The following is a 13,397-nucleotide window of genomic DNA, read 5'->3' on the forward strand; positions in this document are numbered from 1 at the left end:
ATTCATGAATGGCCGTTGGAGACGGCCGCCTGGTCGAGGCCGTAGGTGAGGGCGTCGACCAACGCGTGCCAGGACGCCTCGACCACGTTGGGGTGCACCCCCACGGTGGTCCAGTCCCGGCCGGTGCCGTCGGCGGTCTCCACCAGCACCCGGGTCACCGCGCCGGTGCCGTGGGTGCCCTCCAGGATGCGTACCTTGTAGTCGGCCAGCTCGAAGTGCCGCAGCTCCGGATAGTGCTTGGACATCCCGACCCGCAGCGCCTCGTCGAGGGCGTTGACCGGGCCGTTGCCCTCGGCGGTGGCGATCACCCGCTCACCGCGTACCCGGATCTTCACGGTGGCCTCGGAGACCACCGCGCCGTCCTCCCGGTGCTCGACCAGCACCCGGTACGACTCCAGCGTGAACGGCCGCGCCGGGGCGGCGTCCGGCAGCTCGGAGCGGACCAGCAGCTCGAACGAGGCGTCGGCGGCCTCGAACGACCAGCCACCCGCCTCCAGCTCCTTGACCCGGGCGGTCACCTTCGACACGGCGTCCGGATGGCCGGCCAGGTCAAGACCCAGCTCGCGGCTCTTCAGCTCGATGCTGGCCCGGCCGGCCATCTCGGTCACCAGGATCCGCATGTCGTTGCCCACCACCGACGGGTCCACGTGGTTGTAGAGCAACGGGTCGACCTTGATCGCACTCGCGTGCAGCCCCGCCTTGTGGGCGAAGGCGGCGGCCCCGGCGTACGCCTGGTGGGTGTCGGGGGCGATGTTGGCGATCTCGGCGATGGCGTGCGAGACCCGCACCATCTGTTCCAGGCAGCCGTCGGGTAGGACGGGCAGCCCGAGCTTGAGTTGGAGGTTGGCCACCACGGCGAAGAGATCGGCGTTGCCGGGGCGCTCGCCGTACCCGTTGGCGGTGCCCTGGACGTGCCGGACCCCGGCCTCGACGGCCGCGACCGTGTTGGCCACCGCGCAGGCGGTGTCGTTCTGGGCGTGCATGCCGAACGACTCCGGGGCGATCCCGGTCCGCGCGGTCAGGTCGGTGATCGCGGCGGTCACCCGGGACGGCAGCATCCCGCCGTTGGTGTCGCAGAGCACGAACCGCTCGGCCCCCGCCGCGAGCGCGGTCTCGACCACCGAGGCGGTGTACGCCGGGTCGTGCCGGAACCCGTCGAAGAAGTGCTCGCCGTCGACGAAGACCCGTCGTCCCTCGGCGACCAGGTGGGCGACGGTGTCCCGGACCATCGCCAGGTTCTCCGCGCCGGTGGTGCGCAGCGCGCGTTCGACGTGCCGGATGTCGGCCTTGGCGACCAGGGCGACGGCCGGGGTCTGCGCGTCGAGCAACGCGCGGACCTGCGGGTCGTCGGCGACGGCCACCCCGGCCTTGCGGGTCGCGCCGAAGGCGACCAGCAGGGCGTGCCGCAGGGGCAGCTCGGTGCGGGCCCGGCGGAAGAACTCGGTGTCCTTCGGTACGGCACCCGGCCACCCGCCCTCGATGAAGCCGACACCGAACTCGTCGAGCAGCCGGGCCACCGCGAGCTTGTCGACCACCGAGTAGCTGAGCCCCTCGCGCTGGGCGCCGTCGCGCAGCGTGGTGTCGTAGACCTGGAACGTCATCGAGAGTCCCTTCATCGGATCTTGGCGAGCAACAAAAAGACCCCCCGCGGATGCGGGAGGTCTGCGCGCTCGGCAGAGGGGTGGGCCGGCGCGCTAGCTGCCAATAATGCGGGCGGAGCTGGTCACGGTCGCCACTCTGCCACCCGCTCCCGGTTCTGGGAGGCAGAATCCACATGTCGGGACGGGTGTGCGCGGCGGCACACCCGGGTACCCGGGTGCGGACAGCAGGCACTTTCCCCGCCAGCGACAGCGACGACGACAGCCGAGGCAGGAGCTCCCATGGACCGGCTCGACCCGCACTCCGCCCACGGCAGCACCGACCCGATCGTCGACGACGGGCAGGGGGCGATCGCCGGCGGCGCCCCGGGCGGGGCGTTCAACCCGTGGAGCTACCGCGACGAGGCCGGGGTCGCCGACGTCGACCTGGTCGGCTACCAGGTCGAGGCCACCGACGGCGGCATCGGCCGGATCGACGGGGCCAGCCACGAGGTGGGCGGCAGCTACCTGGTCGTGGACACCGGACCGTGGATCTTCGGCAGGAAGGTGATGCTCCCCGCCGGCACCGTCGCCCAGGTCGACCACGACGACCGCAAGGTCCACGTCGACCGCACCCGGGACCAGATCAAGGCCGCTCCCGAGTACGACGAGACCAGCCACGGCGACCCGGCCTACCGGGACAGGCTGGGCGGCTACTACGACGACAGCTACGGCAACCTGCCCCCCGGCACCGCCCGGTAGCCGGGCGCGGAGGGCACCCGGGTCCAGGCGCGCAGAGCACCCGGATCCGGGCGTACAGAGCACGGTCGGTGGGGGCGCGGACACGCCCCGCCGACCGTTACCGTGTCCGGATGAACCCCATCGAGGACAGCCGCCGCATCCCGTTCTCCGCGATGTTCAACTTCCGCGACGTCGGCGGCTACCCCGGCCGGGACGGTCGTGTCGTCCGTTGGGGCCGGCTCTACCGGTCGGACTCTCCGCACCGGATCGACGGCACCGACCGGGAGGCCTTCGCCGCCCTCGGCATCCGTACCGTGATCGACCTGCGTCGCCCGTCCGAGGTGGACCGGGACGGCCGGGTGCCCGACCTGGACGGGCTGGCCTACCGGCACATCCACCCCGAGCACGCCGAGTGGGGGCTACGGGCGCACGAGCCGGACACCAGTCTGGCCCGCTACCTCGCCGACCGGTACGCCGACCTCGCCGAGACCGGCACCGCCGGGTTGGCCGAGGCGGTCGGCCTGATCGCCGACAGCGCCAACGCGCCGGTCCTGGTGCACTGCGTCGCGGGCAAGGACCGCACCGGCATCGTCTGCGCGCTGACCCTGGCGGTGCTCGGCGTCGACGACGAGCAGATCGCCGAGGACTACGCGCTGAGCACCGAGGCGTCCGAACGGTTCAGCGCCTGGTTGGCGGAGGCCATGCCGGACGCTCAGAAGCCGCCCGCGCCGTTCCTGGGCTCTCCCGCCGAGGCGATGGCGCTCTTCCTCGACGAACTCCGCCAGCGGCACGGGTCGATCGAGGACTACCTGCGGCACGCCGGGGTCACCGACGCCCAGCTCGCCGCCCTCCGCGACCACCTGCTGGAGCGGCACGCCCCACCGGAGTAGCCGCACCCCGATCGAACAGCCGGACCCCGCACGACGGGGAGGCGGTGGTTCGACGTCGCGGCCCCGGGGATGTCCCGCCGACCGGGTGCTCCTACCACGCGCGAGATACCGACATCGACAAACTTCGATTAATTATGCCGTTCCAACTGGCTTTCCTCCATGGAACTGCTCTACTGTCGAAACATGGTCTCGCGTCGATCGGTCCTGCGGGCGGTCCCCCTCGCCGCCGCCGCACTTGCCGCCGCCCCCGGCCGCCCCGGTCGGCCCGGCGCGCCGTCCACGTCGACGGAACCGGTACGCGTACCGCCCGAGCCGGCGACGACGCAGCCCGCCGCGACCGCCGTCCGCGGCTTCACGGCCGACCTCTACCGCACGCTGGCGTCGAGCCACGCCGGCGGCAACGTGGTGTGCGCGCCGTACTCGGTGGGGCTCGCGCTCGCGATGACCAGGGCGGGTGCCGGCTCGACCACGGCGGACGAGATGGACACGGTGCTCCACGCGCCGTATCCGCGACCCCGCGCGCTCGACAGCGGGCTCAACACCCTCGACCAGACGCTCGCCGGCCGTTACCAGGACGGCGACGGCACCAGGCAGGCACGGCTGACCACGGCCAACGCCCTGTGGACGCGGCTCGACCTCAGCCTGCGGCCCGGGTTCCGGGACACCCTGGCCGGCTACTACGGTGCCGCGCCGCACCCGGTCGACTTCCGTGGCACGCCGGAGGCGGCCCGCCAGGAGATCAACACCTGGGTGTCCGACCGGACCGCCGCGAGGATCCCGGAGCTGTTGCGGCCCGGTGTCGTGAGCCCCGACAGCAGCCTGGTGCTGACCAACACGACCTACCTCAAGGCCGCCTGGAAGTACCCGTTCACCGCCACCGCCACCGCGGTGGAACCGTTCACCCGGGACGACGGCACCGTCGTCCACGTCCCGGTCATGCGCGGGCCGTTCGACCGGATGGGCTACCTCGAAGGCGACGGGTGGCGCGCGGTCGACGTGCCGTACGCCGGCGACGGGCTCGCCATGGCCGTCGTCATGCCGACCCGGGGCGGTCTCGCGGCGGTCGAGGCCAACCTCGATGCGACGTGGCTGGGCGCGGTGCTGACCGGGTTCCAGACCATCGACGTCCAGCTACGTCTGCCCCGGTGGACGTTCCGCCTACCGGCCGACCTGGGTGCCGCGCTGGGCGGCCTCGGCATGCCCACGGCATTCACCCCGGAGGCCGACTTCAGCGCCATGAGCACCGAACCGGCCCTGCGCATCGGCAACGTCGCGCACGAGACCTTCATCGCGGTGGACGAGAAGGGCACCGAGGCCGCCGCCGCGTCGGCCGTCATCATCCGACCACCGTCGATCCCGCAGGGGCCGCAGTTCTTCGTCGACCGGCCGTTCCTGTACGTCATCCACGACCGGCCCACCGGCGTACCGCTGTTCATCGGCCGGCTCCACGACCCGCTGGCCACCGGCCCGGCCTGACCCGACCGCGCGCGGTCGACACCATCGGCTACGCGCCCGGCCGGGCAGGGGCCGGCGACAGCCGACGGCGAACCGCCGGCCGTCGCCACCGACGGGCGACGGGCGACCGTCAGAGGATGCGTCGGACCCAGCCCTGCGGGTCGGGGGCCTCGCCGCGCTGGATCGCCACCAGCCGCTCCCGCAGCGCGGTGGTGGAGCGTCCCGCCTCGCCACCGCCGATCACGAACTCGCCCCCGGGGAAGCGCACCCGGCCGATCGGGGTGATCACCGCGGCGGTGCCGCAGGCGAAGACCTCGCGCAGCCGGCCGCTCTCCGCGTCGGCCTGCCACTCGGCGAAGCTGATCGGGCGCTCCACCACCTGGTGCCCGGCGGCGGTGGCGAGGGAGAGCAGTGCGTCCCGGGTGATGCCGGGCAGGATCGTGCCGTTCAGCGGCGGGGTGACCACGGTGCCGTCGTCGTAGACGAAGAACACGTTCATGCCGCCCAGTTCCTCGACGTAGCGACGCTCCACCGCGTCCAGGAAGACCACCTGGTCGCAGTCGGCCTCGATCGCCTCCGCCTGCGCGGAGAGCGACGCGGCGTAGTTGCCGCCGCACTTGGCCGCGCCGGTCCCGCCGGGGGCGGCCCGGGTGTAGTCCGGGGAGACCCAGACCGTGACCGGCTTGACGCCGCCGGCGAAGTACGCGCCGGCCGGCGAGGCGATGACGCAGTAGAGGTACTCCTTGGCGGGGCGGACCCCGAGGAAGACCTCGCTGGCGAACATGAAGGGCCGCAGGTAGAGGCTGGCGTCGGCGGCCTCGGGGATCCACTCCCGGTCGATCTCGACCAGCCGGTGCAGCGACTCGACGAACAGCTCCGCCGGCAGCTCCGGCATGGCCATCCGCCGGGCGGACTCGACGAACCGGGCCGCGTTCGCCTCCGGGCGGAACATGGTGACCGACCCGTCGGCCGTCCGGTACGCCTTCAGCCCCTCGAAGATCTCCTGCGCGTAGTGCAGGACGGCACTGGCCGGGTCCATCGGGATCGGCGCGCGGGCCTCGACCCGGGGGTCGTACCAGCCCTTGCCGTCGGCGTACCGGATCGTCACCATGTGGTCGGTGAAGACCTGGCCGAACCCGGGGTTGGCCAGCAGGGCGGCCCGCTCGACGGCGGATACCGGCGCGCTATTCGGACGGATCTCGAAATCGAGCATGTCACCACCGCTCATCGCGCTGACCTCCCTGCGATTGGACGGCGCGCGGGGACCGCGCACCGAGCTGATGCCAGAAACCTACCCGAACGGTCGTTCAGCGGGTAGCTCCGCCCGGGTGGGATCAGGCCACCGCCTGGGCGGCGAGCCGGTCCCCCACCTCGTCGGTGCGCAACGGCGCACCCGGCGTCCGGGCGGCCAGCTCCGCGGCGACCGCGCCGGTCACCCGGGCGGCGGCGTCCGGGTGGCCGAGCTGGTCGAGCAGGAGCGCGGCGGAGAGCACGGCGGCCACCGGGTCGGCGACCCCCTTGCCGGCGATGTCCGGCGCCGAGCCGTGCACCGGCTCGAACATCGACGGGTACGCCCCGGTGGGGTTGATACAGCCGCTGGCCGCGAGGCCGATCCCGCCGGTCACCGCGGCGGCGATGTCGGTGAGGATGTCACCGAAGAGGTTGTCGGTCACCACCACGTCGTACCGCTGGGGCTGGGTGACCAGGAACATCGCGGCGGCGTCGACGTGCTGGTACTCGGTGTCGACGTCGGGGTGCTCGGCGGCGACGGCCGCGAACGTCCGCGCCCACAGCGACCCGGCGTGGGTCAGCACGTTGGTCTTGTGGACCAGGGTGACCTTGCGGCGTTCCCGCCGGCCGGCGCGGGCGAACGCGTCCCGGACGACCCGCTCCACCCCGTGCCGGGTGTTCAGGCTCTCCTCGGTGGCCACCTCGGCCGGGGTGTCCCGGTGCAGGCTGCCCCCGGCCCCGGCGTAGAGGCCCTCGGTGCCCTCCCGGACGACGACCAGGTCGACCTCGCCCGGCTTCACGGTGGCCAGCGGCCCGGCCACCCCGGGCCAGAGCCGGGACGGACGCAGGTTGACGTACTGGTCGAAGGCGAAGCGGAGCTTCAGCAGCAGGCCGCGCTCCAGCACGCCGGGCGGCACGGTCGGGTCGCCGACCGCGCCGAGCAGGATGGCGTCGTGACCGGCCAGCTCGGTCAGCACGGAGTCGGGCAGCACCTCACCGGTACGGTGGTACCGCGCCGCGCCCAGGTCGTACTCCGTCGCCTCGACGCCGGGGAGCACGGCGTCGAGGACCTTGAGGGCCTGCGCGACCACCTCGGGTCCGATCCCGTCCCCGGCCACCACCGCGATCCTCGCCACCCGCACTCCTCACCTCGTCCGTTGCCGAGAACGGTACGTCGCCGTCCCGGCTCCCGGTACGGGCCTTCCATGATCTGGGAAGCACAAACGCTCAGCAGGCTCCCAGGCAGCATTCATGGTGCGGTCATCTCCACTGCCTAGGGTCCTCATCATCGACGGGCCGCAGGGCCCGCGACGGACCGGCCGCGACGCCGCGGCACCGTCGTGAAGGAGCAGGATGATGCGGACCGAGCAGCAGCAGGGGCCAGGCCGACTGGACGCGCAACCGCGCACCCGCTGGGTGGACCAGGCGACGTTCTCCCGGCGTCGACCCGACCTGCGCCTGGGCGCCCGCAGCCACCGCGTCGACCGGCCCGGTGACGCGCCCGGCGGCCGGATCGCCGTGCAGCACCGCGTCCGGACCGGCACCGCCGAGTACTCCCTCCTGCTCAACGCTCCGGAGGAGCTGGGCCGCCGGACGGTCGGCGACGCGCTGCGCGACGCCGTCGCCGAGCTGCGGGCCATCGACCTCACCTACGGACCGAACCGGCCGGAGAGCCTGGTGTCCCGGCTGCGGCGCGGGGAGATCAGCCCCGAGTCGTACCCGCCGCTGACCGACCTGGTCGACCGGTGCGCGGCCATGCGGGCCGCCACCGACGGCTGGTTCGACGCCTGGGCCGTCCCCGGCGGATTCGACCCCGGCGGCCTGCTCAACGGCTGGGCGGTGGAGCGGGCCGCGACCCGGTTGCGCGCCGCCGGCATCACCGACTACGCGGTGCTCTCCGGCGCCGACCTGACGGTACGGGGACACGCCGCGCACGGCGGCCCCTGGCGGGTGGCCGTGCACCACCCGACCGACGGTCGACGCGCCCCGCTGGTGCTGGAGATGACGGCCGGCGCGGTGGGCACCTCCGGGGTGAGCGGCCGGCAGGGGCACGTGGTCGACCCGCACAGCGGGGAACCGGCCGGGCAGCTGGTCGCCGCGACCGTCGTCGGCCCGGACCTGGCCGTGGCCGACGCCTACGCGACCGCGTTGTACGCGGCCGGGCCGGTGGGGCTGTCGTGGTTCCGCGCCGACTCGGCGTATCAGGCTCTCTTCGCCCACCGGCGCCGCTGAGCGGCGCCGCGGCGCGTCGGCCGACCTGTGGAGGGGGTCCACGGGGTGGCGCGGTCGACGGGCCGGCGATCGGCCCCCACGGTCTCGGCAACGACCGTGGGGGCCGGTCAACGACGAGTGCGCGTGGCTCGCGCATTCGAGGGGTGCGGACCGGCCGATCGGACGGTCGACCTCGTCACCCGAAGACGGGCCGCTGCCTCGATGTTCCGGTGACCGCACCGGTACGGTAGCGAATCGACGCAACTCGACGCAAGAGGCTCCACAGCGGACGGTATCCACCGGACACTCCCGACCACCCGCGGTCAGCACGGCGGGGCAGTGTCGCCCGGGTGAACGCGTGATGGCACGCTGTCCGCCGTGAGTTTCGATCTGAGCGTGTGGGCCCTCCACGACGGGGCCACGCCGGAGGACGTCCGGTCGGCGGTGCAACGGTGCCGCGAGGGGCAGCACGGCGACCGGTATCCGGATCCCCGGGTGGTCGGCTTCTACCGCGCCCTCACCGCCTCCTATCCCGACCGGCCCGCCCACCAGGGCACACCGTGGGAGGTCTCGCCGCTGCACGCCGCCGCCGACCACGTGGCCCTGAACCTCGTCCCGACCTGCCCGGACCAGGTGCTGCTGGACATCGAGCGGCTGGCCGGCGAGTACGACCTCATGCTCTTCGATCCGCAGGACGGCTCGGTCTACCCGCCGCCGTCCCGGGTAACCCGCTGACCCGAGGTCCCCGCGCCGCCCGCTGACCTGCTGGCCCCGACGGCCCCGGGCCGCCAGCTGGCCCCGACGGCCCCGGGCCGCCAGCTGGCCCCGACGGCCCCGGTCGTCGGCTGTGGACGACGGAAGGACCCGACCGGGTCGGTCGGGTCCTTCCGTAAGCGGTGCGGTGGGGCTACTCGTCGCGCAGGTCCGCCGCGCTGGCGGCGGTCGCCCCGATCGAGTCGGCCGCCGAGGTGAGCAGGTCCGCGCCGAGCGCCTGGTCGACGGTGAGGGTCATCAGCGTCTCGCCGCCGGCCTCCCGACGGGCCACCTGCATGGCGGCGATGTTGATGCCGGCCTCGCCGAGCAGCGTGCCGACGGTGCCGACCACACCGGGCCGGTCGGCGTAGCGCAGGAAGAGCAGGATGCCCTCCGCGCCGATCTCCACGTCGAACCCGTCCACCTCGGTGAGCTTGAGGACGTCCCGGGCGCCGGTGTGGGCGACCGTGCCGGAGACGCTGACCGTGCGGCCGTCGGGCAGCGCGCCCCGCACCGTGACCAGGTTCGGGTGGTCGGCCGTCTCGGCCTGGGTGACCAGGGCCACCTCGACGCCCCGCTCCGCGGCCAGGTGCGGCGCGTTGACGTAGGTCACCTGCTCCTCGACCACCGAGCTGAACAGCCCCTTGGTGGCGGCGAGCTTGAGCACCGACACGTCGTGGTTGACGATCTCGCCGCGTACCTCGACGGTGACGCTGGCGGCCACCCCGCCGGCCACCGCGGTGAACGCCCGGCCCAGCTTCTCGGCCAGCGGCAGCAGCGGCCGGACGTCCTCGGCGACGACGCCGCCGGCCTGCACGTTCACCGCGTCCGGCACGAACTCGCCCTGCAACGCCAGCTTGACGCTCTTGGCCACGGCCAGCCCGGCCTTGTCCTGCGCCTCGTGGGTGGAGGCGCCCAGGTGCGGGGTGGCCACCACGTTGTCGAAGGCGAACAGCGGCGAGGAGGTGCACGGCTCCTTGGCGTACACGTCGACGCCGGCGCCGGCGACCCGGCCCTCGGCGATCGCGTCGGCCAGCGCCTGCTCGTCGACCAGGCCACCGCGGGCGGCGTTGACGATCCGGACGCCCGGCTTGACGATCGCCAGCTCCTTCTCGCCGATCAGGCCGACCGTCTCCGGCGTCTTCGGCAGGTGGATGGAGATGAAGTCGGCCTCCCGCAGCAGCTCCTCCAGCCCCACCAGGCGGACGCCGAGCTGGGCGGCGCGGGCCGGCTGGATGTAGGGGTCGTACGCGATCAGCCGGGTGCCGAAGGCGGCGATCCGGGACGCGAACAGCACGCCGATCCGGCCGAGGCCGACCACGCCGACGGTCTTGCCCTGCAACTCGACGCCGGTGTACTTGGACCGCTTCCACTCGCCGGCCTTGAGCGCGGCGCTGGCGCTGGCGGTGTTCCGCGCGACGGCGAGCAACAGCGCGACGGCCTGCTCGGCGGCGGAGACGATGTTGGAGGTGGGGGCGTTGACGACCATGACACCCCGTGCGGTCGCGGCCGGGACCTCGACGTTGTCCAGCCCGACGCCGGCCCGGGCGACCACCTTCAGGCGCGGCGCGGCGGAGATCGCCTCGGCGTCGATCTGCGTGGCACTGCGCACGATCACCGCGTCGGCCTCCGCCAGCGCGGAGAGCAGGGCGGGACGGTCGGTGCCGTCGACGTGGCGCACGTCGAAGTCGTGCGCGAGCACCTCGATGGCGGCGGGAGCGAGTTCTTCGGCGATCAGTACGACAGGATTCATCGGTCCTCGTAGACGTCGTCTTAGGTCGGCCGGGGCGACCGGGCGCCGCGATGCGCCCTGCGCCGATCCGAGCCATGGCCGTCAGGTGCCGGTCACGCACCCCACCAAGGATGGTAGGGGCCGCCCCGGTCGGCATGCCCCGGAGTACGGGGTGAGCGCCCTCACACAGCGTTGTCGCACGCCGGTCATCCGCCGTTCATCCGGCCCGTCGACGCGCGGCGCGGGCGCGCCGGGGCCGGTGAGGCATCGATCACCCCGTCCCGCCAGGTGAACCAGGCCCTGCGCACGGCGCACGTGCCCGATGCACCCGCCACCGTGACCGCCCATGTGCGCGGCCCGCGCGGCCACGCGGACCCGTGCGGCACGCGGCACACCCGGCACGAGCGCACGCCCGGCACGAGCGGCACGAGCGGCACGCAGTATGGGCGGCAACGCGGCACGCGGGCCACGCAGCCTGGGCGGCACGCGGGCCACGCAGCCTGGGCGGCACGCGGGCCACGCAGCCTGGGCGGCACGCGGGCCACGCAGCCTGGGCGGCACGCGGGCCACGCAGCACGTGCGCCCATCGCGGGCCCGTCCGGTATGCCGGTACATGCGGCCACGCAGTGCGTGCCGTCATACGGAGCCTTACCGCCCTACAGCATGTGCGACATGCGTTATGCGGCCATGCGGAACCTTGCGGCCACGGACACGTGCGGTGCGCTGCGACGGCCGCTCACCCCTGGTTACACAGAGAGCGGTATGCCTGACAGGCATAAATATGCCTGTCAGGCATACCGCTCTCTCCCGGGATAATGGTCAGCCGCGACACGCGCCCGACGAAGGCGACGACCAGAGCAGCCCGCCAACCGCCCATCCCGCGGCAGGCTCAACGCGCCGCGCACCCGACCCGCCGCAGGCTCAACGCGCCGCCGCGTATCCAACCCGCGGCAGGCTCAACGCGCCGCCGCGTATCCAACCCGCGGCAGGCTCAACGCGCCGAGGGCTCAGCAGGCGGATGCCCAGCGGGGCGCGAGCACCGCGGGGTGGCCAGTGAGCGAGCACCGGGCGGATGCCCAGCGGGCCGAGCGCCCAGCCAGGGGCTCGGCCCGCCGGGTGCCTACCGGGTGCCTACCGGGAGTCGGCGCGGCGGGTGGATCAGGCCGTCTCGGTGAGCGGGCGGTCCACCCAGCTCATCATGGAGCGCAGCTTCTGCCCGGTCTCCTCGATCGGGTGCGCCGCGCCCTCGGCCCGCCACTTGGCGAAGTTCGGCCGACCGGCGTCGTCCTCGGCCACCCACTCGCGGGCGAACTCGCCGGACTGGATCTCACCGAGGATCTTGCGCATCTCCTCCTTGACCCGGGAGTCGACCACGCGCGGGCCCCGGGACAGGTCGCCGTACTCGGCGGTGTCGGAGATGCTGTACCGCATCCGGGCGATGCCGCCCTCGTACATCAGGTCGACGATGAGCTTCAGCTCGTGCAGGCACTCGAAGTAGGCCACCTCGGGGGCGTAGCCCGCCTCGGTGAGCACCTCGAAACCGGTCTGTACCAGGGCCGCCGCGCCGCCGCAGAGGACCGCCTGCTCGCCGAAGAGGTCGGTCTCGGTCTCCTCGGTGAAGGTGGTCCTGATCGCGCCGGCGCGGGTGCCGCCGATGCCCTTGGCGTACGCCAGGGCGAGCGGGAAGGCGTTGCCGCTGGCGTCCTGCTCGACGGCGACCAGGCAGGGCACGCCCTTGCCGTCGACGTACTGGCGGCGGACCAGGTGACCGGGGCCCTTCGGGGCGACCATCGCCACGTCCACGTCGGCCGGCGGGGTGATCAGGCCGTACCGGATGTTGAAGCCGTGACCGAAGAAGATCGCCTTGCCCGGGGCGAGGTTGGGCGCGATCGACTCGGCGTAGATGGTCCGCTGGGCGGTGTCCGGCGCCAGGATCATGATCACGTCCGCCTCGGCCGACGCCTCGGCCGGGGTGAGCACCCGCAGGCCCTGCTCCTCGGCCTTCGGGCGGCTCTTGGAGCCCGCCGGCAGGCCGATCACCACGTCGACACCGGAGTCGCGCAGCGACAACGCGTGGGCGTGGCCCTGGCTGCCGTACCCGATCACGGCGACCTTGCGGCCCTGGATCAGGCCCAGGTCGGCGTCGTCGTCGTAGTACACCTCAACGCTCATTGACTTCCCTTTCGTACGGCGGTCTCGTCGGACCGTCGTGGACTGTGTGCGGTGGCGGGGGGGCGGCGCGGTCAGGCGGCACGCAGCGCGGGGCCGGCGGTGATCGACCGCGAACCCCGACCGATCGCCACCGTGCCCGACTGGACCATCTCCTTGATCCCGAACGGCTCCAGGTCGCGCAGCAGCGCGTCGAGCTTGTCGGGGGTGCCGGTGGCCTCGACGGTGAGGGTGTCCGGCGCGACGTCGACCACCCGGGCCCGGAACAGGGCGACCGTCTCCAGCACCTGCGCACGGGCGGTACGGTCCGCCCGGACCTTGACCAGCAGCAGCTCCCGGGCCACCGAGACCTGCGGATCCAACTCGACGATCTTGAGTACGTTGACCAGCTTGTTGAGCTGCTTGGTGACCTGCTCCAGCGGCGACGAGTCGGCGTTGACCACGATGGTGATCCGCGAGACGTCGGGGTTCTCGGTCTCGCCGACGGCGAGGCTGTCGATGTTGAACCCGCGCCGGGAGAACAGGCCGGAGACCCGGGCCAGGACACCCGGCTTGTTCTCCACCAGCACGGACAGGGTGTGCAGGGTCATGCCACCGTCTCGCTTCGCTCGGTCGGGCCGTGCCACCGCACGGTCCCGG

Annotated in this window: 11 protein-coding genes; 5 read left to right on the plus strand and 6 right to left on the minus strand. The window is 73.1% G+C overall.

All coding sequences use genetic code 11. From position 1 onward, the window contains the following. Window positions 1-2 precede the first annotated feature (2 nt). On the minus strand, window positions 3-1,601 hold the full coding sequence (gene cimA / locus GA0070623_RS11715) for a citramalate synthase (RefSeq protein WP_067311010.1): 1,599 nt from the start codon (window positions 1,599-1,601) through the stop codon (window positions 3-5). Between the two features lie 279 nt (window positions 1,602-1,880). Between cimA and GA0070623_RS11720 the strand changes: the two genes are divergently transcribed. The 3 genes from GA0070623_RS11720 (at window position 1,881) to GA0070623_RS11730 (ending at window position 4,684) form a co-directional block, all read left to right on the plus strand. After that, window positions 1,881-2,339 (plus strand): hypothetical protein, encoded by a 459-nt coding sequence (locus tag GA0070623_RS11720; RefSeq protein ID WP_067311007.1) that lies wholly within the window; start codon window positions 1,881-1,883, stop codon window positions 2,337-2,339. A gap of 110 nt (window positions 2,340-2,449) precedes the next feature. Then, a complete protein-coding gene (locus GA0070623_RS11725) occupies window positions 2,450-3,208 on the plus strand; it encodes a tyrosine-protein phosphatase (protein WP_067311004.1) in 759 nt (252 codons plus the stop codon). A gap of 183 nt (window positions 3,209-3,391) precedes the next feature. Continuing rightward, window positions 3,392-4,684 (plus strand): serpin family protein, encoded by a 1,293-nt coding sequence (locus GA0070623_RS11730; protein ID WP_084261426.1) that lies wholly within the window; start codon window positions 3,392-3,394, stop codon window positions 4,682-4,684. 109 nt (window positions 4,685-4,793) lie between these two features. On the opposite strand, the gene GA0070623_RS11735 is transcribed toward GA0070623_RS11730, so the two are convergent. Together GA0070623_RS11735 and GA0070623_RS11740 are read right to left on the minus strand one after the other, a co-directional pair. Then, window positions 4,794-5,891 (minus strand): branched-chain amino acid aminotransferase, encoded by a 1,098-nt coding sequence (locus GA0070623_RS11735; RefSeq protein WP_067310997.1) that lies wholly within the window; start codon window positions 5,889-5,891, stop codon window positions 4,794-4,796. Window positions 5,892-5,997: 106 nt separating this feature from the next. Next, entirely contained in the window at window positions 5,998-7,029 is a 1,032-nt protein-coding gene (locus GA0070623_RS11740; protein ID WP_067311043.1) for a 3-isopropylmalate dehydrogenase, read from the minus strand. Window positions 7,030-7,249: 220 nt separating this feature from the next. Here GA0070623_RS11740 and GA0070623_RS11745 point away from each other — a divergent pair, with 220 nt between their 5' ends. Further along, complete coding sequence (locus tag GA0070623_RS11745; protein ID WP_067311039.1) at window positions 7,250-8,125, plus strand: FAD:protein FMN transferase; 876 nt, start codon at window positions 7,250-7,252, stop codon at window positions 8,123-8,125. 357 nt (window positions 8,126-8,482) lie between these two features. Further along, window positions 8,483-8,839 (plus strand): hypothetical protein, encoded by a 357-nt coding sequence (locus GA0070623_RS11750; RefSeq protein WP_084261424.1) that lies wholly within the window; start codon window positions 8,483-8,485, stop codon window positions 8,837-8,839. 172 nt (window positions 8,840-9,011) lie between these two features. Here GA0070623_RS11750 and serA read toward each other — a convergent pair whose 3' ends face one another. The 3 genes from serA to ilvN form a co-directional block, all read right to left on the minus strand. Next, complete coding sequence (gene serA, locus GA0070623_RS11755; RefSeq protein WP_067310990.1) at window positions 9,012-10,610, minus strand: phosphoglycerate dehydrogenase; 1,599 nt, start codon at window positions 10,608-10,610, stop codon at window positions 9,012-9,014. Window positions 10,611-11,747: 1,137 nt separating this feature from the next. Then, window positions 11,748-12,761: a ketol-acid reductoisomerase gene (ilvC, locus tag GA0070623_RS11760; protein ID WP_067307040.1), complete on the minus strand. Its 1,014-nt coding sequence runs from the start codon at window positions 12,759-12,761 to the stop codon at window positions 11,748-11,750. A 71-nt stretch (window positions 12,762-12,832) separates the two neighbouring features. Beyond that, window positions 12,833-13,348 (minus strand): acetolactate synthase small subunit, encoded by a 516-nt coding sequence (gene ilvN, locus GA0070623_RS11765; RefSeq protein ID WP_067307043.1) that lies wholly within the window; start codon window positions 13,346-13,348, stop codon window positions 12,833-12,835. Between the last annotated feature and the right edge of the window lie 49 nt (window positions 13,349-13,397).

This window comes from Micromonospora rifamycinica, assembly GCF_900090265.1.
Taxonomy (GTDB): Bacteria; Actinomycetota; Actinomycetes; order Mycobacteriales; family Micromonosporaceae; genus Micromonospora; species Micromonospora rifamycinica.